Source organism: Mesorhizobium sp. M0244 (genome assembly GCF_040321795.1).
Classification (GTDB): domain Bacteria; phylum Pseudomonadota; class Alphaproteobacteria; order Rhizobiales; family Rhizobiaceae; genus Mesorhizobium.
Genome location: NZ_JAMYSE010000011.1, coordinates 68,713 through 92,512, shown reverse-complemented (window position 1 = coordinate 92,512; position 23,800 = coordinate 68,713). Strand labels below are relative to the sequence as shown.

The 23,800-nt window shown below is 62.8% G+C and carries 16 protein-coding genes; 11 read left to right on the top strand and 5 right to left on the bottom strand.

The annotated features are described in order from the left end of the window. The first annotated feature begins 107 nt into the window (after positions 1-107). The 6 genes from NKJ08_RS11100 (at position 108) to NKJ08_RS11075 (ending at position 7,287) form a co-directional block, all read left to right on the top strand. Positions 108-1,553, top strand: a complete 1,446-nt coding sequence (locus NKJ08_RS11100) for a homospermidine synthase (RefSeq protein WP_352524609.1) — start codon at positions 108-110, stop codon at positions 1,551-1,553. A 187-nt stretch (positions 1,554-1,740) separates the two neighbouring features. Beyond that, positions 1,741-2,115 carry an outer membrane lipoprotein Omp10 gene (gene omp10, locus NKJ08_RS11095; RefSeq protein WP_352524705.1) on the top strand — a complete coding sequence of 125 codons (375 nt, stop codon included), beginning with the start codon at positions 1,741-1,743 and terminating at the stop codon, positions 2,113-2,115. Between the two features lie 294 nt (positions 2,116-2,409). Further along, the gene (locus NKJ08_RS11090) at positions 2,410-4,509 is read left to right on the top strand and encodes a 5'-nucleotidase C-terminal domain-containing protein (RefSeq protein WP_352781762.1); all 2,100 of its coding nucleotides are present in this window, start codon (positions 2,410-2,412) and stop codon (positions 4,507-4,509) included. Between the two features lie 152 nt (positions 4,510-4,661). Beyond that, positions 4,662-5,726, top strand: a complete 1,065-nt coding sequence (gene hemH, locus NKJ08_RS11085) for a ferrochelatase (protein ID WP_352781761.1) — start codon at positions 4,662-4,664, stop codon at positions 5,724-5,726. Between the two features lie 135 nt (positions 5,727-5,861). Beyond that, positions 5,862-6,812, top strand: coding sequence for an SPFH domain-containing protein (locus NKJ08_RS11080; protein WP_352776741.1), 951 nt, complete (start codon positions 5,862-5,864; stop codon positions 6,810-6,812). Between the two features lie 10 nt (positions 6,813-6,822). Then, positions 6,823-7,287 (top strand): NfeD family protein, encoded by a 465-nt coding sequence (locus NKJ08_RS11075; RefSeq protein WP_352524615.1) that lies wholly within the window; start codon positions 6,823-6,825, stop codon positions 7,285-7,287. 6 nt (positions 7,288-7,293) lie between these two features. Here NKJ08_RS11075 and NKJ08_RS11070 read toward each other — a convergent pair whose 3' ends face one another. Next, positions 7,294-8,295: a KpsF/GutQ family sugar-phosphate isomerase gene (locus tag NKJ08_RS11070; RefSeq protein WP_352524616.1), complete on the bottom strand. Its 1,002-nt coding sequence runs from the start codon at positions 8,293-8,295 to the stop codon at positions 7,294-7,296. 150 nt (positions 8,296-8,445) lie between these two features. Here NKJ08_RS11070 and NKJ08_RS11065 point away from each other — a divergent pair, with 150 nt between their 5' ends. Beyond that, positions 8,446-10,209, top strand: coding sequence for an outer membrane beta-barrel protein (locus NKJ08_RS11065; protein ID WP_352524617.1), 1,764 nt, complete (start codon positions 8,446-8,448; stop codon positions 10,207-10,209). A gap of 22 nt (positions 10,210-10,231) precedes the next feature. Here the strand turns inward: NKJ08_RS11065 and galU are convergent, their stop codons facing one another. Further along, complete coding sequence (galU, locus tag NKJ08_RS11060; RefSeq protein ID WP_352524619.1) at positions 10,232-11,137, bottom strand: UTP--glucose-1-phosphate uridylyltransferase GalU; 906 nt, start codon at positions 11,135-11,137, stop codon at positions 10,232-10,234. 208 nt (positions 11,138-11,345) lie between these two features. Here galU and NKJ08_RS11055 point away from each other — a divergent pair, with 208 nt between their 5' ends. Beyond that, a complete protein-coding gene (locus tag NKJ08_RS11055; protein ID WP_352781760.1) occupies positions 11,346-12,572 on the top strand; it encodes a lytic murein transglycosylase in 1,227 nt (408 codons plus the stop codon). Between the two features lie 26 nt (positions 12,573-12,598). Beyond that, a complete protein-coding gene (locus NKJ08_RS11050) occupies positions 12,599-13,849 on the top strand; it encodes an SGNH/GDSL hydrolase family protein (protein WP_352524622.1) in 1,251 nt (416 codons plus the stop codon). A 94-nt stretch (positions 13,850-13,943) separates the two neighbouring features. Here NKJ08_RS11050 and NKJ08_RS11045 read toward each other — a convergent pair whose 3' ends face one another. Then, a complete protein-coding gene (locus NKJ08_RS11045) occupies positions 13,944-15,398 on the bottom strand; it encodes a glutamate synthase subunit beta (RefSeq protein ID WP_352524624.1) in 1,455 nt (484 codons plus the stop codon). 143 nt (positions 15,399-15,541) lie between these two features. Further along, positions 15,542-20,254: a glutamate synthase large subunit gene (gene gltB / locus NKJ08_RS11040; RefSeq protein ID WP_352524625.1), complete on the bottom strand. Its 4,713-nt coding sequence runs from the start codon at positions 20,252-20,254 to the stop codon at positions 15,542-15,544. Between the two features lie 475 nt (positions 20,255-20,729). On the opposite strand from gltB, the gene NKJ08_RS11035 reads away from it, so the two are divergent. Beyond that, positions 20,730-21,782 carry a threonine aldolase family protein gene (locus NKJ08_RS11035; protein ID WP_352524626.1) on the top strand — a complete coding sequence of 351 codons (1,053 nt, stop codon included), beginning with the start codon at positions 20,730-20,732 and terminating at the stop codon, positions 21,780-21,782. Positions 21,783-21,877: 95 nt separating this feature from the next. On the opposite strand, the gene NKJ08_RS11030 is transcribed toward NKJ08_RS11035, so the two are convergent. Next, the gene (locus NKJ08_RS11030) at positions 21,878-22,342 is read right to left on the bottom strand and encodes an Hsp20 family protein (RefSeq protein ID WP_352524628.1); all 465 of its coding nucleotides are present in this window, start codon (positions 22,340-22,342) and stop codon (positions 21,878-21,880) included. A 477-nt stretch (positions 22,343-22,819) separates the two neighbouring features. On the opposite strand from NKJ08_RS11030, the gene NKJ08_RS11025 reads away from it, so the two are divergent. After that, complete coding sequence (locus NKJ08_RS11025; RefSeq protein WP_352781759.1) at positions 22,820-23,791, top strand: alpha/beta fold hydrolase; 972 nt, start codon at positions 22,820-22,822, stop codon at positions 23,789-23,791. The last annotated feature ends 9 nt before the right edge of the window (positions 23,792-23,800 follow it).

Here is a 23,800-nt window from a genome sequence, read left to right as displayed (position 1 = left end):
CAATGCCGGCCGTCCCGCTTTTCGCTTTATTGTGACAATGATCTATGGTTTGTCGCGCCGCGGCCAAGCCGCTGTTCCAAAGCGTTTTTTGAGGGAGTAATCGACAAATGGCGAATGAAAACTGGCCCGTTTACGGTGAGATTACCGGCCCTGTCGTGATGATCGGCTTCGGCTCGATCGGACGGGGAACGCTGCCGCTGATCGAACGCCATTTCAAATTCGACAAGTCGCGCATGACGGTCATCGACCCGCGCGATACCGACCGCAAATTGCTCGACGAGCGCGGCATCACCTTCATGCAGGATGCAGTGACCAAAAAGAACTACAAGAAGCTACTGACGCCGCTTTTGACCAATGGCGGCGGCCAGGGCTTTTGCGTCAACCTGTCGGTCGACACCTCCTCGCTCGAGCTGATGAAGCTCTGCCGCAAGCTTGGCGTCCTCTATGTCGATACCGTGGTCGAGCCTTGGCTCGGCTTTTATTTCGACGACAAGGCCGACAACGCCTCACGCACCAATTATGCGCTGCGCGAGACCGTCCGCGCCGAAATCGCGAAGAACCCGGGCGGCACCACGGCGATCTCGTGCTGCGGCGCCAATCCGGGCATGGTCTCGTGGTTCGTCAAGCAGGCGCTGGTCAACCTCGCCACAGATCTTGGCCTCGACTTCTCGGAACCCGCCCAGCACGATCGCGAAGGCTGGGCCAGGCTGATGAAGAAGGCCGGCGTCAAGGGCATCCATATCGCCGAGCGCGACACCCAGCGCACCAAGAAGCCCAAGCCGATGAACGTGTTCTGGAACACCTGGTCGGTCGAAGGCTTCATTTCGGAAGGGCTGCAGCCGGCCGAGCTCGGCTGGGGCACGCATGAGGCGTGGATGCCGAAGAACGCCAAAAGCCACAAGAACGGTTCGAAGGCGGCGATCTATCTGGAGCAGCCCGGCGCCAATACACGCGTGCGCACATGGTGTCCGACGCCCGGCCCGCAATACGGTTTCCTGGTGACACACAACGAAGCGATCTCGATTGCCGATTTTTTCACGCTGCGCGGCAAGAAGGGCAAGGTGCAATACCGGCCGACCTGCCATTACGCCTATCATCCCTGCAACGACGCCGTGCTGTCGCTGCACGAGATGTTCGGTGTCGCCGGCAAGGCTCAACCCGTGCATCACGTGCTCGACGAAAACGAACTGGTCGATGGCATCGACGAACTGGGCGTGCTGCTCTACGGCCACGCCAAGAACGCCTACTGGTATGGCTCGCAACTGTCGTTGGCCGAGGCGCGCAAGCTGGCGCCCTACCAGAACGCCACCGGCATGCAGGTCACGTCGGCGGTGCTGGCCGGCATGGTCTGGGCGCTGGAAAATCCCGAGGCCGGCATCGTCGAGGCCGACGAGATGGATTACAAGCGCTGCCTCGACGTGCAGGGCCCCTATCTCGGGCCGATCAGGAGCTATTATACCGACTGGACACCGCTCGACAATCGGCCTGGTCTGTTTCCCGAGGACCTCGACACCAAAGACCCGTGGCAATTCCGCAACATCCTCGTTCGATAGCAGCTTTGCCTCGACGCTCCGCCAGCTTGCAATCGCCCGGAAATCGAGCGATTGAAGAGGGGCGGCCTAGAGCGACGTGCGTCCATTTGGACGCACAAAGTACGCTCTAGCACTTCGAATGTGCGCATCGTGCTTTCCGAAAATCGGATCGATTTTCGGGCCGATGTGAGAGGAGAGGATTTTGATGATGACGATTGCGCAAAGACTGCTTTCGGCTGGCATTGCCGCGGCCGCTACGGTCGCGTTGGCGGCCTGCACCACCACCGGCCCGAGCGAGCCGCCGGTGATCACGGCCAATGGGGTCGAAGGCTCCTGGATCGACGCGCAGGGCACGGGTTTGTCCACCTTCAAAGCCGGCAGTTTCGCGACCGTCGCCACCGACACCGGCCAGAAGCTTGCCGATGGCAGCTACACCATGACCGGCGGCACCTCGGTCGAGATCCATGGCACTTCGCTGATCCGCCAGACGCCGATCAGCTTCAACTGCCTGATGGTCTCCACCAGCCAGCTCAATTGCACCAGCGCGAGCGGGCAGAATTTTGTGCTGACCAGGCGCACCTGAAATTCGATTCCGAATTGACTTTGCAAAAGGCCGGCGGCTTCAAGCCGCCGTCTTTTTGCGCCGGCAAAGCTGATGCCGATTTCCGCTTGCATCGATTGAAACGCGATGTGAACATGGCCCGAGAGGGCTGTTACATCCCAGTCAAACAAGAGCGTTAAACGCGTGTGCGCATGACCCCGAAAATCGGAGTCGATTTTCGGAAAGGATCATGCGCAAAATCAAAAATTGGTACAGCGTCCTTTGCGCGTCCCAAATGACGCGCGGCGCTGTACTCAGGTCACCCGGGAGACGAGAATGAAGAAGATCGCTGCCATCGCCGCGCTGTCGGCATCGGCGCTTGGCCTGTCGGCAGGGGTATCCTTTGCCGACTACACGCTGAACATCCTGCATATCAACGACTGGCACAGCCGCATCGAAAGCAACAACAAATACGAATCGACCTGCTCGGCCGAGGAGGAGACCAAGGGCGAATGCGTCGGCGGCGCCGCCCGCCTGATCACCGCGATCACCCAGGAGCGTAAGAAGCTGGAAGGCCAGAACGTGCTGCTGCTCAGCGCCGGCGACAATTTCCAGGGCTCGCTCTTCTACACGACCTACAAGGGCAAGACGGAAGGCGAATTCCTCAACCAGATGAAATTCGATGCCGAGGCGCTCGGCAACCATGAGTTCGACGATGGCGAGTCGGCGCTGGCGCCGTTCCTCGACATGATTCAGTTTCCGGTGCTCGGCGCCAATGTGAAGGCCAATGCACAATCCAAGCTGGGCGACCGCGTCAAGCCGTCGATCGTGGTCGAGGTCGGCGGCCAGAAGATCGGCATCGTCGGCGCAGTCACCAACGACACGCCGGAGCTTGCCTCCCCGGGCCCGAACATCGCCATTCAGGACGACGTCAAGTCGATCACCGCCGAGGTCGAGAAACTGAAGGCGCAGGGCGTCAACAAGATCATCGCGGTCACCCATATCGGCTACAAGCGCGAGCGCGACGTGATCGCCAAGATCCCGGGCGTCGACGTGGTGGTCGGCGGCCACAGCCATTCGCTGCTGTCCAACACCGACCCCAAGGCGGAAGGCCCTTATCCGACGATGGTCGACAATCCGGACGGCTACAAAGTTCCGGTCGTGCAGGCGGCGTCCTATTCGAAATATCTCGGCGAGTTTAAGGTCGTGTTCGACGACAATGGCGTCGTCAAGGAGGCCAGCGGCGATCCCATCCATCTCGACAAATCGATCACGCCCGACCCCGCCGTGCTTGCCCGCATCAAGGAACTCGGCGCGCCGATCGAGGCCTTGAAGAACAAGGAAGTCGCCGAGACCACCAAGGCGATCGACGGCAGCCGCGAGAATTGCCGCGCCCGCGAATGCGAGATGGGCAATCTGGTCTCCGACGCCGTCCTCGACCGGGTCAAGGGCCAGGGTGTCGAGATCGTCATCTCGAATGGCGGCGGCTTGCGCGCCTCGATCGACCAGGGCACCGTCACCATGGGCGAGGTTCTCACCGTGCTGCCGTTTCAGAACACGCTGGCGACCTTCCAGATCTCCGGCAAGGATCTGGTTGCCGGCCTCGAAAGCGGCCTCAGCCAGGTCGAGGACGGCGCCGGACGCTTCCCACAGGTTGCCGGCTTGAAATATGCGTTCGACAAATCGGCGCCACCTAATGGACGCGTCAAATCGGTCGAAGTCATGGAAGGCGGCGCCTGGACGCCGATCAAGCCGGACAAGGATTACCTGGTCGCCACCAACAACTATGTCCGCCAAGGCGGCGACGGCTACAAGGTGTTCGCCGAGAAGGCCAAGAACGCCTATGATTACGGCCCGGGGCTGGAACAGGTCGTCGCCGATTATCTCGGCGCGCACCGGCCCTATACGCCGAAGCTCGACGGCCGCATCACCGAAGTCGCAGCAGCGGCAGCCCCGGCCGCAGAACCCGCCAAACCGGCCCAACCTGTCGAGGCAGCGCCGGCAAAACCTGCTGAGCCGGCAATGCCCGAACTGCCGGCCGGTTCGGGCGACATTTCCAAAACGCCGCCGGCCGTCCCGGCTGAAACCGCGCCGGCAACACCCGCACCCGCCGAGCCGGTCCAGCCAGCGGCACCTGCTGCTCCGGCCACACCGGCTCCGGCAACCCCTGCTCCGGCTACCCCCGCTCCGGCTGGGGAACCGGCCAAGCCGGTCCCAAGTGAGCCGGCAAAACCAGCCGAACCCGCCAAGCCGGCTGAGGCAGCACCGGCCGAAAGCAGCCATGTGATCGTCGCCGGCGATACCTACTGGGATCTTGCGGTGAAGGCCTATGGCGACGGCACCAAATGGAAGGTGATCTCCGACGCCAACAAGGGATACGAGCCACGCCGGCTTCCGGTCGGTGCAACCTTGACCATCCCCGCGGCCTCGAAGTAGTTCATGCCGCAGGAATTCAATGCACCCGCCCGGCAAACCGGGCGGGTGCTGCATTTCCGGGATAAGGTGCGGCTAGACGCTGCATTTGAAAACCGGCGCGGCATCGCTACTTTCGCCGCGGCACCGCTGGTTTTGCGGTGTTGGAGAACCCCATGACGCTTGCCGGCCCCGTCGAGATCAATGCTGAGAAGACCGCCGCCTCGCTGTCGGCAGGACACTCTCCGGTCAAGACAGGTAAGGTCGGTGTCATGCTGATCAATCTCGGCACCCCCGACGGCACCGACTTCAAGCCGATGTGGCGCTATCTCCGGGAATTCCTGTCGGACCCGCGCGTCATCGAGCTCAACAAGGCGGTCTGGTATCCGATCCTCTATGGCCTGGTCCTCACCACCCGGCCGAAGAAGTCTGGCGCCAACTATGCCAGGATCTGGAATCGGGAGCGCAACGAGTCGCCGCTGCGCACCTATACCCGCGCCCAGGCCGAGAAGCTCGGGCTTGCGCTCGGCGATCTACCCAACGTCGTCGTCGACTGGGCGATGCGCTACGGCAACCCGTCGACCGAAAGCGTGGCCAAGAGACTGGTCGAACAGGGCTGCGACCGCATTCTTTCTTTCCCGCTCTATCCGCAATATTCGGCGACGACGACTGCAACCGCCAACGACCAGCTGTTTCGCGTGCTGATGAAGATGCGCCGCGCCCCGGCCATCCGCAGCGTACCGCCCTATTACGACGAGCCGGCCTATATCGAAGCGCTCGCCCGTTCGATCGAACAGCATCTGGCGAGCCTCGACTTCGAACCGGAAATTGTCATCGCCTCCTATCACGGCATTCCGAGACCCTATTCCGACAAAGGAGATCCCTACCAAGCCCATTGCCTCGAGACGACGCGGCTGTTGCGCGAAAAGCTCGGCTGGGACGAGAAGAAGCTGATCACCACCTTCCAGTCGCGCTTCGGCGCGCAGGAATGGCTGCAGCCCTACACCGACAAGACGGTCGAACGACTGGGACGCGAAGGCGTGAAATCGCTAGCCATCGTCAATCCGGGCTTTTCCGTCGACTGCATCGAGACGCTGGACGAGATCGGCAGGGAGGCGGCAGAGATTTTCCATCATGCCGGCGGCGAGAAGTTCGCGCACATCCCCTGCCTCAACGACAGTCCCGAGGGCATGGCGGTGATCGAGGCAATGGTGCGGCGCGAACTGTCCGGCTGGGCCTGAACGGATCGCCGCAGCCGTCTATGCACCGCCAATGCATGATCACCTGATTGTAACATTGCTGAAACACACTTAAGTGTTTGTTGAAGTCGGCCGCGTGGGAATGTCCTATGCGGCCGGCCTTTGAGGGAGAGCCAAATGGGTTTCGGTGGTTTCGATATCGCGCTGCTTGTTCTTGTCGCCCTTGTCATGCTGGTGCTGTTCAAAGGCATCCGGACAATTCCGCAAGGCTACAATTATACCGTCGAACGCTTTGGTCGTTACACCAAGACATTGAGCCCGGGCCTCAACCTCATCGTGCCCTTCGTCGACCGTATCGGCGCCAAGATGAACATGATGGAGCAGGTCCTCGATGTCCCGAGCCAGGAAATCATCACCCGCGACAACGCCATAGTGGGTGTCGACGGCATTGCCTTCTTCCAGATTCTCAATGCGGCGCAGGCAGCCTATCAGGTCGCCGGCCTGCAGAATGCCATCCTCAACCTGACGATGACCAACATCCGCACCGTGATGGGTTCGATGGACCTCGACGAGCTATTGTCGAACCGCGACGCCATTAACGAGCGCCTGCTGCGCGTCGTCGACGAGGCGGCCCATCCCTGGGGCATCAAGATCACCCGCGTCGAGATCAAGGACATTAATCCGCCCGCCAATCTCATCGAATCGATGGGCCGCCAGATGACGGCGGAACGCAACAAGCGCGCCCAGATCCTCGCCGCCGAAGGCCTCAAGCAATCGCAGATCCTGGAGGCCGAGGGCCGCAAGGAAGCCGCTTTCCGCGACGCCGAGGCGCGCGAGCGCTCGGCCGAGGCCGAAGCGCGCGCCACGCAAGTGGTGTCGGAGGCGATCGCCAAGGGCGACGTGCAGGCGCTCAACTACTTCGTTGCACAGAAATACACCGAGGCGCTGGCCAAGATCGGCTCGGCCGGGAATTCGAAGGTCGTGCTGATGCCGTTCGAAGCCTCCTCGCTGATCGGCACGCTCGGCGGCATAGGGGAAATCGCCAAGGAAGTTTTCAGGAGCGAAGGCACCGCCGGTGCTGCACGTCAGGCGGCGCGCCCGCCGGTGGTTCGCCCGAGCGAGACCTGAGGCCGCCGCCATGCTCGACCGCATCGTTTCCGAACTCGGCCCGTGGAACTGGATGGTTCTCGGCTTCGTCCTCCTGGTGATGGAGGTCATCGCGCCGGGCATTTTCATGCTGTGGATCGGCATTGCCGCGCTTTTGATCGGTGTTGTCTCGCTGCTCGTCTGGAACGCCGATTTCTGGGTCTGGCAGGTCCAGGTCCTCGCTTTCCTCGCATTGTCGTTGGTCTCTGCCTATGTCGGCAAGCGGCTGGTGGGCGGGCGCCATGATCCAACCGACCAGCCGCTGCTCAACCGCCGCGGCGCGCAGATGGTCGGCCGGATGGCGACGCTTGCCGAGCCGATCAAGGACGGACGCGGCCGCATCAAGCTGGGCGACACGTTGTGGCGCGTCTCCGGCCCTGACCTGCCGGCCGGCACGCAGGTGCGCGTAACCGGTGCTGCCGATACGGACCTGGAACTGACGGTCGAGGCGGTCTAAAACCCGCTAGGCGGCACCGATGCGCAGCAGGTCGTGGAGATGGACGAGCCCGATCGGCCGTCTGCCCTCGACCACCATCAGGCTGGTGATGGCCGAATCGTTGATCGTCTGCAGCGCCGTGGCAACCAGCGTGTCGGGCGCGGCCATTTTTGGTTCTCTGGTCATCACCTGATCGACGCTCATGGCCAGGAGATCGCTGCCGATATGGCGCCTGATGTCACCGTCGGTGATGATGCCGATCAGCTTGCCGTCCGCGGCAGTGACCGCCACGCAGCCAAATCCCTTGCGCGACAATTCGAGGATCGCCTCGCGCATGCCGGTGCCGGACGCCACCAGCGGCAGCCTGTCGCCGACATGCATGATCTCGCGGATTTGCGTCAGGTTGGCTCCGAGCTGGCCGCCCGGATGGAAAGTGCGGAAATGGTCCGGGGTGAAGCCCCGCGCCTCGAGCAGCGCGACGGCCAGCGCATCGCCCATCACCATTTGCAGCAGCGTCGAGGTCGTCGGCGCAAGCCCGTGCGGACAGGCTTCCGGTGCTCGCGGCAGCAGAAGCACCACGTCCGCCGCGCGCGCCAGAGCCGATTTTTCACCGGCGGTGACCGCAATCAGCGGGATCGAGAAGCGCCTCGAATAGGCGATGATGCCCTTGAGCTCGAGGCTTTCCCCCGACCACGACAGGGCAATGATGGCGTCGTTCCTGGCGATCATGCCGAGGTCGCCGTGATTGGCTTCGGCAGGGTGGACGAAGAAGGCCGGCGTGCCGGTCGAGGCGAGCGTCGCGGCAATCTTCGAGCCGATATGGCCGCTTTTGCCGACCCCGGTGACGATGACGCGGCCATCGATCTGGGACACCATGTCGACGGCCCGTGCGAACGGCTCAGCCAGCCCGTTTTCGAGCGCGCCTGCCAGTGCCGCGACGCCGGCCTGCTCTGTCGCCACCGTTCTCAGCGCCGAGGCAATCGCGGCCTGCCGGTCGAGCCGTTTCCTGTCTGGGGATTTCACGTCCATGGACGATGCGATTAGCGCTTCGGCGCGCGCCTGTCCAACGGAATTGCCGCCCTGAACGCCCTGACGGGCTATCCCTCAACGCTCCGTTAACCATCCCCATTTACGGTTTCGTAAGTATGGCGCGCGTGTGCCGCGCAAGCAGTGGTGGCGATGTCCGGGTTTCAGCCTGAAAACAAAATGGGACGAAAAGGCAAGGCGGTCTGCGCCTTGCTGCTGGCAACCAGTGTCTTTGCGTTGTCGCGTCCGGCACTGCTTTGCGCCCAAGAAACCGAGCTGCGCGGCGAGGTTTCGGAATCGACAATCCTGGACGACCAGCAGCGCAAGACCGGGCAGTTGAGCATGGCTGGAACCCAGGCTGCCGCAACCGCCAATGACAATACGCCGCTACCTACCTATCGTCCGGCCAGCCCCGGCGCGTTGCCTGACGACGGCACGGGCGAAGCCGCCGCAACCGGCGGCATTTTCGATCCGCCGGCAGCCACCGACGATCCGTTTGCCGACAACCCTGCTCCCCCGCCACGACGGCGGCCGAGCGCAACGCAACGCGCCGCCGATGCGGACAAGGCCAAGGCCGAAGACGAGGCCGCGGACAACAAGAAGAGCAAGAGAACCGCGACTGCAGCGGCCGCGGCGGCCGGGGACACAGACACCGACGCCGCGGACGAGCAGGATACGGCCAACCGCCGGGCCGTTACTGTCGATTCCGCCGAGAGGCTCAAGCTTGACCCCGGCGCCGAGCGCACCGAAGCCATCGAAGGTCAGGACAAGAAGAGCGAGGACGACCCATTCGCCGCCACCGGCATCCAGCTCGGCTCCTTCGTGATCCGGCCGACGCTCGAGCAGGGCCTGACGTCTTCGTCGAATGCCGATTCGAGCAGCCTCGGCAAGCCGGCATTGCTGTCGGAAACGACGCTGCGCTTCAACGCCGTCTCCGACTGGCGGGAGAATTCGGCGACGATTGAGGGCTATGGCATCTTCCGCGAAACCTTGTCCGGCTATGACGTTCACGAGGCGCAAGGCCGCGTCGACGGCACACTCAACATCGATCTCGACAATGAGCTGCGCGCTATCGCCAAGCTGGGCTATGAGGCCGTGCCCGAATCGGCCTCGTCGCCGGGCGCCATCGTCGGCGCCGTTGGGCAGCCCGTGCGTCAGACCGTGAACGGCAGCCTCGCCGTCGAGAAGGACGCCGGCAAGATGCGCTTCGCGCTGACCGGCGCGGTCGAGCATGACATCTTTGGCGACGCCAAGCTTTCGTCGGGTGGATCGCTGTCCCAGAAGGGCCGCGACTCGACGCTCTATACGGCCACCTTGCGCACCGGCTATGAAATCTCGCCTGCCATCACTCCGTTCACCGAAATCGAGATCGGCCGGCGCGTTTATGATTTGCGCGTCGATCCAAACGGCTTCCAGCGCTCCTCGACGCGGCTTGGCGCACGGGCCGGCGTCGAGCTCGACCTCGGTGAGAAGCTTGCCGGCGAGTTCTCGGCCGGCTGGCTGCGCGAAGCTATCGACGACGACGCCCTGCCGGCGATTTCGGGCGCGACGGTCAATGCCGATCTCAAATGGTCGCCGGAACGCGGCACCACGATCGGCCTCACCGCACAGACGACCGCCGAGAACACGACGAACGCGGGCGAAAGCGGCGATATGCTCTATTCCGGCAGCCTCACCGGTGAGCGGCAAATCCGCGCCAACCTGACCGGAAATGCCGCTCTCGGCGTTGAATGGCGCGACTATACCGGTTCCGACAGCCATGATTTGACGCTGAGCGCCGAGGCTGGGCTGACATGGTGGCTGAACCGCTATGCCGGGCTCACCACCCGCGCCAGGACTGAAAAACTGACCAGCAACCTTGTTGGACGCGACTACACGGCCAACAGCATTTTCGTCGGCTTGAAGCTGCAGCGGTAGTCAGCAAAATCCGGTGTTTAAGCTAAAAGGCCGCGCCGCGGTGCTCTGACGGCGTGAGCTCGTCGAGAAGCGTGCGAATGACCCCGGCCATACTTGCATTCATGTCGCTGCGCCACAGCGCGAAGGCAACGTTGGCCTCGACGAAGCCTTCGGGCGAGCCGCAGTCGAACGTGCGCCCGCGGTAATGATAGCCGTAGAAGGGCTGTTGTTTCTGCAGCTTCAGCATTGCATCTGTGAGCTGGATCTCGTTGCCGGCGCCTTTTTCCTGGCCTTCGAGTATCCCAAATATCTCCGGCTGCAGGATGTAGCGCCCGTTGATGTAGAGGTTCGACGGCGCCGTGCCGGTCTTCGGCTTTTCCACCATACCGGCGATGCGGAAACCGTGATGGGCATCCTCGCCGCGTCCGACAATGCCGTATTTGTGCGCCTCGGCGGGATCGCATTCCTGCACCGCTACGATGTTGTTGCCGGTCTCGGCGTAGAGCTCGACCATATCCTTCATGCAGCTTTTTTCCGACTGCATGATCATGTCGGGCAACAGCAGCGCAAAGGGCTCGTCGCCGACAAGCTCGCGCGCGCACCAGACGGCGTGGCCAAGGCCGAGCGGCACCTGCTGGCGGGTGAAGCTGGTCTGCCCCGGCGCCGGCTGCAGCCGCTGCAGGCGAGCGAGCTGGTCGTTCTTGCCGCGCTGTGCAAGTGTGTCGTAGAGTTCGAACTGGACATCGAAGTGATCCTCGATGACCGCCTTGTTGCGGCCGGTCACGAAGATGAAATGCTCAATGCCGGCCTCGCGCGCCTCATCAACCACATACTGGATGACCGGCCTGTCGACGACCGTCAGCATTTCCTTGGGAATGGCCTTGGTAGCTGGGAGAAACCGCGTGCCGAGACCGGCAACCGGGAATACTGCCTTGCGAACTCTCTTCATGTGCCAATTATCCATTTGCATGCCGGTTCGGCAATCCCGATTCGAGACATTTTCATGCCGAAATCGAGGATTACTGAACGGCGGGACAGAAATCTCGGCTGGTAAAGCATTGACGCATCTTTTTCATCCCGGACGGCACCTATGGTAAACCAAATCCTAACCGGGTTCGGCGATGAATAGTCTTCCTGAGATGAAGAAGGAGGAAAAGATGTCCGCTCGCAACGTCGCAAGGCGCTTCACCAGCGTCCTGACGGCCGCCAGCCTCTCGCTTGCTTTGCTCATGCCCAGCGGGCCGGCTTTTGCCGATGCCGACTTCCGCCAATGGGTCGCCAGCTTCCGTGCTAACGCCGTGGCGAGCGGCGTTTCCGGCTCCGTCTACGACCAAGCATTCAAGGGCATCAACGATGCTGACCCGGTGGTGCTGGAAAAGGCCCGTACTCAACCCGAATTCACCGCCCCCGCCTGGGATTATTTCGACAACCGCGTCCATGACCAGTCGGTCGCTGTCGGCCAGCAGATGGCAAGGAAATGGAAGCCGTGGCTGGACCGGATCGAGGCAAGATACGGCGTCGACCGCTACATCCTGCTGGCTATCTGGTCGATGGAATCGAACTACGGCGAAACCCTCAAACGGGATGACATCATGCGCAATGTCGTGCGCTCGCTGGCGACGCTTGGTTATGCCGACCCGAAGCGCGCGAAATTTGCCCGCACCCAGCTGATCGCGGCACTGAAGATCCTGCAGACCGGCGACATCGACGAAAGCCATCTCAGCGGCTCATGGGCCGGCGCGATGGGTCATACCCAGTTCATCCCCACCAGCTACCAGTCCTATGCGGTCGATATGGACGGCGACGGCAAGCGCGACATCTGGAATTCGATTCCCGACGCACTGGCGACAGCCGCCAATTTGCTGAGGAAGAACGGCTGGCAGGCCGGCAAGACCTGGGGTTATGAGGTCAGCCTTCCGGACGGCAAGACGTTGCCTGGGGGCTCGAAGTCGCTGTCGCAATGGCAGGCGCTGGGCGTCACCCGTGCCAACGGCAAGCCGTTCAAGAACGGTGCGGATAAGGCGACGTTGAAGCTGCCCGGCGGCCGCGGCGGGCCGGCTTTCCTGATGATCAAGAATTTCTCGGTGATCAAGCGCTACAACAATGCCGACAAATATGCGCTCGCCGTCGGCCTCCTTGCCGACGAAATCGCCGGTTATGGTGGGCTTGTGCAGGACTGGAAGCGGCCCTTCACCAAGCTCTCCTTCGAGGAAAGGCAGGAGCTTCAAAAGCGGCTTTCCGAGCACGGCTATTACGACGGCAAGTTCGACGGCAAGATCGGTGATGGATCGAAAACCGCCATCATGGCCTTCCAGGCAAAGGCCGGCTTGACCCAGGACGGGTATCCGAGCAAGGAAGTGCTCAAATGGCTCAGACAGAACTAGAGCCGGTTACGGGATGGAGGGGGTGATTGGTTTCGGCTGCGCGCATCTGGGTGATCGTTCGTCGCGCGCCGATCCTGGTTCTGGCGATCGTCGTTCTAGCTGTCGGCGCCGCCGGCGCCTTTCACACCTCGGCCATGGCGCAGGAGCCGGAAAGTCGTGGCTGGTCGCTGCGTGACCTGTTGTTTCCGCGCAGAAGCGAGCGGTTTGAGCAGCCGCCGCCCGAATTCCAGAGAGAATTCCAGAGAGCAAAGCCCAGGCCCAAGCTGAGGAAGCCCCGATCTGTTCGCCGGCCGCCGCCGGCCGAGCCGACAACCCCGGTGGCCGAGAAGGCGCCGGATGCCCGCGTCGTTCTGGTGGTCGGTGATTTCATGGCGTCTGGGTTGGCCGAGGGGCTCGACGCCGCCTTTGCCGAAAACACCGGCGTCAGGATCGTCGTCCGCGCCAACGGCTCGTCCGGTTTCGTGCGTGACGACGTCTACAACTGGCCCGAACAGGTCAAGTCGCTGATCGCGACCGAACAACCGGCAGCCGTCGTCGTCATGCTGGGATCCAACGATCGGCAGCAGATGCGTGTCGGCGATGTGCGCGAGCAGCCGCGATCCGAAAACTGGACCAAGGAATACGAGCGCCGGACCGAAGCGCTCGGCAAGGCCATCGCCTCGGCCAAAGTGCCGTATCTGTGGGTTGGCATGCCGGCCTTCCGGGTCTCGAAAATGACCTCCGACATGTTGGCCTTCAACGATATCTACCGCTCGTCCGCCGAAAGCCATGGCGGCGAATTCGTCGACGTCTGGGACGGGTTCGTCGACGAGAACGGCGCCTTTGTCACCAGCGGACCGGACATCAATGGCCAATCGGTGCGCCTGCGCTCCGACGACGGCATCAACATGTCGAAGGCCGGCAAGCGCAAGCTCGCCTTCTATACCGAAAAGCCGCTGATGAAGATCCTTGGGCTGGCCGCGCCGGGAAGCGTAGTGACGGCTTCTGCCCCGGCCGGCGCTCCCGTCGAGGCGCCGGCACCTGCTGCCGCACCGATAGCCGTCGATCGCACCGTGCCGATGCTACTGAGCGATCCGGCGCTGGACGGCGGCTCGGAACTGCTCGGCGCCGCACCACTGGCAAAGGCGGACAAGAATTTGCCTGGCGAAAAGCTCATCGTCGAAGGCAAGTCGCCCGACGCCTCGCCCGGCCGCGCCGACGATTTCTCGTGGCCGCCCAAGACACAGCCTGCGACGGCGGCGGCCGCATCCGACACGACGACGGCGATCCGGCCGTAAACCAGAACCTCTTTCTCTGGAGCCAGAGACCGCGAGCACCGGAGGCGCAGAAAACGCCTTCAGACGGCCGCAGGAGTAGAGTTTCGGAGCGGCCTCAGCGCGGCAGCACGCTCGACCCCATCAGTGCCTCGTCGATGGCGCGCGCCGCCTGGCGGCCCTCGCGGATCGCCCAGACGACCAGCGACTGGCCGCGCCGCACGTCGCCCGCCGCATAGAGCCTTTCGACGCTGGTCCTGTAGTCGCGATCATTGGCCTCGACGTTCTTCGAACGGCGGCTGTCGGTGACGATCTTCATCTGCCCGTCGAGTTCCGACACCGGCCCTCGACTGGCTGGCCCGGCAAAGCCGATGGCGATGAAGGCCAGATCGGCACGAATGACGAATTCGGTGCCGGCGATCGGCTTGCGCTTCTCGTCGACCTCGCAGCACTTGACCCCGGTCAGCTGGTCGTCTTCGCCGATGAATTCAAGCGTCGCCACCTGGAATTCGCGCTCGGCGCCTTCGGCCTGTGACGACGAAGTGCGCATCTTGGTCGCCCAATAGGGCCAGACCGAAAGCTTGTCTTCCTTTTCCGGCGGCTGCGGCCGGATGTCGAGCTGAGTGACGCGCACGGCGCCCTGGCGGAAGGCGGTGCCGACGCAGTCGGAGGCAGTGTCGCCGCCACCGACGACGACGACGTGCTGGCCGCCGGCGACGATTGGGCGCGACGGCCATGCCACCGACTGGATTGGCTCGCCGCCGATGCGCTTGTTCTGCTGCACCAGATAGGGCATTGCGTCATGCACGCCGTCGAGATCGTCGCCGGGGATGTTGGCCGGACGCGGTGTTTCAGAACCGCCGCAATAGAGCACCGCGTCATATTCGGCGAGCAGTTCGGCGACCGGCTTATCGACGCCGACATTGACGCCGCAAAGGAAGCTAACGCCCTCGCCCTGCATCTGCTCGATGCGCCGGTCGATATAGTGCTTCTCGATCTTGAAATCGGGGATGCCGTAGCGCATCAGCCCGCCCGGCCGGCTCTCGCGCTCATAGACATGAACGTCGTGGCCGGCGCGGCCGAGCTGCTGGGCAGCCGCCATGCCGGCCGGTCCCGAGCCGATGATCGCGACGCGCTTGCCGGTCTTCCTTTCCGGCGGATAGGGCCGGATATGGCCGGTTTCATAGGCCTTGTCGGCAATCGCCTGCTCGATCGTCTTGATGGCGACCGGAATGTCCTCGAGGTTCAGCGTGCAAGCTTCCTCGCAAGGTGCAGGACAGATGCGGCCGGTGAATTCCGGAAAATTGTTGGTCGAATGCAGGTTGCGGATCGCGTTGTCCCAGTCGCCATTGTAGACGAGGTCGTTCCAGTCCGGGATCTGGTTGTGGATCGGGCAGCCGGTCGGCCCATGGCAATACGGAATGCCGCAATCCATACAGCGCGCGGCCTGTTTCTCGACCTCCTTGTCCGACATCGGCAGGGTGAACTCGCGGAAATGCCGGATGCGGTCGGAAGCCGGCTGGTACTTGTGCACCTGCCGGTCGATCTCGAGAAACCCTGTTACCTTGCCCATAGTCCAGTCCCTGCTGTCCGGAAGGCACGCCTGGCGACGCACCCGTTAACCTCATAAGGCAGCCGTGGCAACCGTCAGTCCGAGGTCAGGATTGTTGATGAAGATGGTTGCCGGGACGCATGGCTGCCCGGCAATTTCCAAATCTATTCCGCCGCCACGTTCATGCGCATCCGTTCCATCTCGATCAGCGCGCGGCGGTATTCGACCGGCATGATCTTCCGGAATTTCGGCCGGAAAATCGCCCAATCGTCGAGGATCTCGCGACCTCGTACCGAGCCCGTGTAGTGGACGTGGTTGGAGATCAGCTGATAGAGCCGCTCCTCGTCATGGCTGGTCATATCGCCGGATACGTCGACACGGCCCTTGTGGTCGAGATCGCCGCCGTGGTGGAGCAGCTTTTCCATCAGGTCGTCCTCTTCCGGAACCGGCTCCAGCTCGACCATCGCCATGTTGCAGCGCTCGGCGAAATCACCCGCCTCGTCGAGCACGTAGGCGACGCCGCCCGACATGCCGGCAGCGAAGTTGCGGCCGGTCTGGCCGATGACGACGACGATCCCGCCGGTCATGTATTCGCAGCCATGGTCGCCGACGCCTTCAACGACGGCGGCGACACCCGAATTGCGCACGGCAAAACGCTCGCCGGCAACGCCGCAGAAATAGGCCTCGCCCTCGGTTGCGCCGTAGAGCACGGTATTGCCGACAATAATGGACTCGGCAGCAACGATTTTCGTGTTCTCCGGCGGGCGGATGACGATGCGGCCGCCCGACAGACCTTTGCCGACATAGTCATTGGCGGCGCCCACCAGTTCGAACGAAACCCCACGCGCCAGGAAGGCGCCGAAGGATTGGCCGGCCGTGCCGGTGAGTTTCACCGAGATCGTGTCCTCGCGCAGGCCCTTGTGCCTGAAGCGCTTTGCCACTTCACCCGACAGCATGGCGCCCGTCGAACGATCGACGTTGCGGATCGGCAATTCGATGCTGACCGGCTGCCTGGCTTCGAGCGCCGGCTTTGCCAGTTCGATCAGCTTGCGGTCGAGCACGTCGTCGATCGGATGCTTCTGCCGCTCGGTCCAGTGCACCGCCTCGTGTGGCGCATCGGGCTTGTAGAACATCTTGCTAAAGTCGAGCCCGCGCGCCTTCCAGTGCTGGATCAGTTCGCGTTTTTCCAGAAGGTCGGTGTCACCGATGATCTGGTCGAGATGAGTAAAGCCCATCTCGGCAAGCAGCGCCCGCACTTCTTCCGCCACATAGAAGAAGAAGTTGATGACGTGCTCGGGCGTGCCCTTGAAGCGCTTACGCAGCACCGGGTCCTGCGTCGCGACACCGACCGGGCAGGTGTTGAGATGGCACTTGCGCATCATGATGCAACCGGCCGCGATCAGCGGCGCGGTCGAGAAACCGAACTCGTCGGCGCCGAGCAGTGCGCCGATGACGACATCGCGTCCGGTGCGCAGGCCGCCATCAACCTGCAGCGCCACGCGCGACCGGAGGCCGTTGAGCACCAGCGTCTGGTGCGTTTCGGCAAGACCCATTTCCCACGGGCTGCCGGCATGCTTGAGCGAGGTCAGCGGCGAGGCGCCGGTGCCGCCGTCATAGCCGGAAATGGTGATGTGGTCAGCACGCGCCTTGGCGACGCCGGCCGCAACCGTGCCGACGCCGACTTCCGAGACCAGCTTGACCGATACGTCCGCCGCCGGATTGACGTTCTTCAGGTCGTAGATGAGCTGCGCCAGATCCTCGATCGAATAGATGTCATGATGCGGCGGCGGCGAGATCAGGCCGACGCCGGGCGTCGAATGCCTGACCTTGGCGATGGTCGCATCAACCTTGTGGCCCGGCAGCTGGCCGCCCTCGCCGGGCTTTGCCCCTTGCGCGACCTTGATCTGCATCATGTCGGAATTGACCAGATATTCCGCCGTGACGCCAAAGCGTCCCGAGGCGACCTGCTTGATCGCCGAGCGTTCGGGGTTCTTGCCGCCGCCCGGCAGTGGCAGATAGCGGTCGGCCTCTTCGCCGCCCTCGCCGGTGTTCGACTTGCCGCCGATGGCGTTCATGGCCCGCGCCAGCGTCGTGTGCGCTTCCCTTGAGATCGAGCCGAAGGACATCGCCCCGGTCGAGAAGCGCTTGACGATATCGGCCGCCGGCATCACCTCGTCGAGCTTGACCTTCTTGCGCCCGGTCTCTTCGGCAAGCTTGATCTTGAACAGGCCGCGAATGGTCTGCGCCTGCGCCGTGTCGCTGTCGATCTGGGCGGAATAGTCCTTGAACGTCTCCCACGAGCCTTGGCGCACGGCGTGCTGCAAGGTCGCCACTGCGTCGGGCGACCAGATGTGGGCCTCGCCGCGCATGCGGAACATGTATTCGCCGCCGACCTCGAGGCTGTTGCGCAGCACCGGGTCGTTGCCGAAGCCGTCGGTATGGCGGCTGACCGTTTCGGCGGCGATCTCGTCCAGCCCGACGCCTTCGATCAGCGTCGCCGTGCCGGTGAAGTACTTCTGCACGAAGTCCGACTTCAGCCCGATGGCATCGAATATCTGCGCGCCGCAATAGGACTGGTAGGTCGAGATGCCCATCTTGGACATGACCTTGAGGATGCCCTTGCCGATCGACTTGATGTAGCGGGAGACGACTTCGTACGCATCGACCTCCGCCGGCAATTCGCCACGCTTGTGCATGTCGAGCAGCGTATCGAAAGCGAGATAGGGATTGATCGCCTCGGCGCCGTAGCCGGCGAGACAGCAGAAATGATGCACCTCGCGCGGCTCGCCGGATTCGACGACGAGCCCAACCGACGTGCGCAATCCCTTGCGGATCAAATGATGGTGCACGGCGGCCGTCGCCAGCAGTGCCGGAATGGCGATGCGGTCCGCACCAAGCTGACGATCGGACAGGATGATGATGTTGTAGCCGCCGGCGACCGCCGCCTCGGCGCGCTCGCACAGCCGGTCGATGGCGCCCAGCATGCCGGCAGCACTCTCGCTCGAAGCATAGGTGATGTCGATCGTCTTGGTGTCGAAGCGGTCTTCGGTGTGGCCGACCGAGCGCAGCTTCTCCAGATCGCCATTGGTCAGGATCGGCTGGCGCACTTCGAGCCGCTTGCGGCGCGAATTGCCGACCAGGTCGAAGATGTTCGGCCTTGGCCCGATGAAGGACACGAGGCTCATCACCAGCTCCTCGCGGATCGGGTCGATCGGCGGGTTGGTGACCTGTGCGAAATTCTGCTTGAAATAGGTGTAGAGCAGCTTCGATCTGTCCGACATTGCCGAAATCGGGGTGTCGGTACCCATCGAGCCGACCGCTTCCTGGCCGGTGGTCGCCATCGGCGACATCAACAGCTTGGTGTCTTCCTGAGTGTAGCCGAACGCCTGCTGACGGTCGAGCAGGCTGACGTCCCTGCGCAGGGCGCGCGGCTCGACCGGCTTCAGATCTTCGAGGATGAGCTGGGTGTTGGCGAGCCAGCTCTTGTAGGGGTGCCTGGTCGCGATCTCCGACTTGATCTCCTCGTCGGAAACGATGCGGCCCTTGTCCAGGTCGATCAGCAGCATGCGGCCGGGCTGCAGCCGCCACTTTTTGACGATCTTTTCCTCCGGCACCGGCAGCACGCCGGCTTCCGAGGCCATGATGACGCGGTCGTCGTCGGTGACAATGTAGCGCGCCGGCCGCAGCCCGTTGCGGTCGAGCGTGGCGCCGATCTGGCGGCCGTCGGTGAACGCAACCGCCGCCGGCCCGTCCCACGGCTCCATCAGTGCTGCGTGATACTCGTAGAAGGCCTTGCGGTCCTGCCCCATCAGCTTGTTGCCGGCCCAGGCTTCCGGGATCAGCATCATCATGGCATGGGCGAGCGAATAGCCGCCCTGCGTCAGGAATTCGAGCGCATTGTCGAAGCAGGCAGTGTCCGACTGCCCTTCATAGGAGATCGGCCACAGCTTCGAGATGTCGTTGCCGAACAGTTCGGAATCGACCGAGGCCTGGCGCGCCGCCATCCAGTTGACGTTGCCGCGCAGCGTGTTGATCTCGCCATTATGGGCGACCATGCGGTAGGGATGCGCCAGCTTCCACGACGGGAACGTGTTGGTCGAGAAGCGCTGGTGGACCAGGATCAGCGCCGTCTCGAAACGCGGGTCGGTCAGGTCCTTGTAATAGGCGCCGACCTGATAGGCCAGGAACATGCCCTTGTAGACGATGGTCCGCGACGACATCGAGACGACATAGAAGCCGTTGTCGACGCCTTTGGTCTCCTCGTGGATACGGCCGGAAATGACCTTGCGCAGAATGTAGAGCCGCCGCTCGTAATCATCGTCGTTCTCGATCTCGGCGCCGCGGCCCAGGAACACCTGCCGGTGCACCGGCTCGGAAGCGGCGATGTCGGCCGCCTTGGACAGCGACGAATTGTCGACCGGCACGTCGCGAAAACCGAGCAGCGGCTGGCCCTCGAGCTGTGCCACCTCGGCGATGATGCCTTCGATATGCGCCTGCAGCTCCGGGTCGCGCGGCATGAACACATGGCCGACGGCGTAGTGGCCGGGCTTCGGCAGTTCGACCCCTTGCTTGGCCATCTCCTCGCGGAAGAAGCGGTCCGGCAGTTGCACCAGCACGCCGGCGCCGTCGCCCATCAGCGGATCGGCGCCGACGGCGCCGCGATGCGTCAGGTTTTCGAGCACGGCAAGGCCGTCCTCCACGATCTGATGCGACTTCACGCCCTTCATGTTAACGATGAAGCCGACGCCGCAGGCATCGTGCTCGTTGCGCGGATCGTAGAGGCCGTGCGCGGCATAGCCGGTGTTGGTTCGCAGATTTTTGACGGCTGCCGCTTTCGTCTGCGCGGCCTTCGTCGCAGATGGCGTCATGTCCGTCATCGTCCTGTCCTCCGTTCCGTCCCCTTCGGGCGCTGGTTTCCGTCGGGAAGCGCGTGGCTTCCTTTTCAATCTTGCGGCACGTCTTGCGAAATTCTTGCCGACCGTGCGGCTTTCCGCATGGTTCGCATATGGTATTCGTACAGGCCAGAGCCAGGCTGTCTAGCTGTCGCTCGCAGCAACGGCCGCAGAGGCCAATCATATGCCAATGCGGCCAGTTTTGTGCGACAAAATAAGACAGCACTACTGTCCTAAATTTTTATGACAGAAATCTGCGGCGCATACAAGACCGATTCACAAAATTCTTGAGGCTTTGGCGACAGAAAATTGCGCAAAACGCGGCGACAGCGTAAGCTTCAGGCGCTGCATGTACGCTCATGCGTTTCGCAGGCTTTAGCGGATTTTCGGTATCTGCCCCTTGCGGCCGGCATGCGAAAGCGGCCAAGCTCGCACTGATTTCCCCAGCATAGGCAGACGCATGATTTTCGCTTCCGACAATTGGGCAGGCGCCCATCCCCGTATCGCTGCCGGCCTGTCGGCCCATGCCGACGGCTTCTCCACCGCCTATGGCGACGGTGCCCTCGACACGGCAGTTCACCAGCGCTTCAATGAAATCTTCGAACGCGAGGTCGCGGTGTTTTTTGTGGCCACCGGCACCGCTGCCAATTCGCTGTCGCTGACCGCCTACCACAAGCCAGGCGGCATTTCCTTCTGCCATCGCGAAGCGCATGTCATCGAGGACGAATGCGGTGCACCGGAATATTTCACGGGCGGTTCGCGGCTTTATACAGTCGACGGCGCACTCGGCAAGATCGATGCCGGCAATCTGGAAAGGGCGGTGGACCGTTTCGCATCCGAAAACGTCCATTCCGGGCGGCCGATGGCTGTTTCGATCACCCAGTCGACCGAGGTCGGCACCGTCTACACACTTGACGAAATCACCAGGATTTCGGCGATCGCAAAGCAGCACAGGCTGCCGCTACATATGGACGGTGCTCGCTTTGCCAATGCGCTCGTCGCTCTGGAAACAACGCCAGCGGAGATGACCTGGAAGCACGGCGTCGACATCCTCTCCTTCGGCGGCACCAAGAATGGCTGCTGGTGCGCCGAGGCGATCGTGCTGTTCGATCTCGAGCGAGCCAAGGAATTGGCCTTTTTGCGGAAGCGCGCCGCCCAGCTCTTCTCGAAATCGCGCTTCATCGCCGCGCAATTCGATGCTTATTTTAGGGGTGGGCTATGGCTCAACACGGCACGGCACGGCAATGCCATGGCGGCACGGCTTGCCGCGGCGATCGAGGATTCCCCTTCAGCGCGTCTGGCTTGGCTGCCGCAGGCAAACGAGGTCTTCGCGGTCATGAAAAAGTCCGAGGCCGAAAGAGTGCAAGCGGCAGGCGCGGCTTTCTACGACTGGCACAGGCCGCTCGGCTACGACGGCCATATCGGCGAGGACGAAGCGCTCTATCGCTTCGTCACCAGCTTCGCGACCACGGCCGATGAGGTCGACCGTTTCGGCTACCTGCTCGCCGGATAGCAAGCCTTACCCGCCAGCAAAAAAGGGCGGTGCATTGCTGCACCGCCCCTTTTTCCCGGGGAGTTGGCGTCCCAGGAGGAGTTTAGCTGCCTGACTTAGGCGGCGGTCTTAGCCTCGATCTGCTTGGCCTTGGCCGGAGCCGAGGTGATCGCGATCTTGCGCGGCTTCAGCTCTTCGGGAATGTTGCGCTTGAGGTCGACGAAGAGCAGGCCGTTCTTCAGCGCGGCGCCGATGACCTCGACGTGATCGGCAAGCTGGAAGCGGCGCTCGAAGGCTCGGCTGGCGATACCGCGATAGAGCAGTTCGGAACCTTCGCCATTGCCTTCCTCCTTGCGCTCACCCTTGACGGTCAGCACATTGCGGTGAGCTTCGATCGAAATCTCATCTTCCGAGAAGCCGGCCACAGCCATCGAGATGCGATAGGCATCCTCGCCCGTGCGTTCGATATTGTAGGGCGGATAGGTTTGGCCTTCCGGCTGCGCAAGCGAATCGAGCATTGTGAACAGCCGGTCGAAACCGACGGTCGAACGGTAGAGTGGGGAAAAATCAACGTGACGCATAGTGTGTTCTCCTGTTGAGCAACAAGGTTTGCGTATGGCCGGTGCGAAACCCGTGACGGCGTTCCGGATAGGCCAGCGGCCCCGACATTGGCGGCCGCACGATAAATTTGGGAAGCGGGCGAAGGCATTTCAAGATTTTCGAGCGACCGAACCGGATCGCGCTCCCGGACCGTCCCGAAGCCGATGAACGGCAGATGAACCGCGGCTTCGGCGAGCGTTCAGCCAGGCGGCACTAAAACTGTTCTCGAGATCAGGAACAGGTCGCCGGAGAAAGCGACGCGACGAGGCCGAACCGGGTGTAACGTCCCTTCCTCCCGGGTCGACAGAGGCCGGAAGCATGCCCAAGGCTGCTTCCGGTCTAACTTGTTTGCTGCCTGGGTCGACCTCCCCGGCGTCCCGAATTCCTTTGCTTTTGGCGCATGGGCGTCTATGCCTAACTTGCGCCCATGCCGGCACCGACCCCAAACCAAACACCGTATGACCGATCTCTTCCACCAGACCCCGCCCTTCCATGAGACTCCAGGCAATCCGCTGCCGGAAAACGCAGTCGGCGGCTTCTTCACCACGCGCGACGGCAAGAAGATCCGCTATGGGCTGTTTGCCGCGGTCAGCCGTCCGATGAAGGGCACCGTGGTCGTCCTGACCGGCCGCAACGAGTGCATCGAGAAGCATTTCGAGACTATTCGCAACCTTGCCGACCGGGGCTTCGGCGTGGCGAGCCTTGACTGGCGCGGCCAGGGCGCTTCCGACCGGCTGATCGGCGACCGCCAGCGCGGCTACGTCAGGAGCTTCTTCGACTATACCGGCGATCTGGAGCAGTTCTTCGAGGAGATCGTGCTGCCCGATTGCCGGGGACCCTACTACATACTGGCCCATTCGGCCGGGGCGGTGATTGCGCTACTCGCTGCGCCCTCAATGGCGAACCGCGTGCGCCGCATGGTGCTGATCGCGCCGTTCTTCACCGTACCCGACCTGCCGGCTTCGATAAAAACCGTTCGCCGCATCTGTTCGCTGTTCTGTCTGCTCGGCCTTGGCCGACTCTATGCCGCATGGGGTCCGCGGCCGAAGGAAACAGTGCCCTTCGCCATAAACAAGCTGACCAGCGACCCGGCGCGCTATCGGCGCAACACGCTGATCTATGAAACCTATCCGCAGCTGGCGCTCGGCGGGCCGACGATCCGCTGGCTGAGGGCGGCGACGGAGGCGTCCTTAATCGTCAGCGACCCGAATTTCATGGCCAAGATCCAGGTTCCCTTGCTGATGATCGCCGCCGGCGCCGACCAGGTCGTCTCGACCAGGGCAGTCGAAGCCTATGCCAGACGTCTGCGTGTCGGCTCGTTGCTGATGATCGACGGCGCCCGCCATGAGATCCTCCAGGAAGCCGACCTCTATCGCGAGCAGCTGCTTGCGGCATTTGACGCCTTCATCCCCGGAACCGGGGACGTCTGAGCCACATAC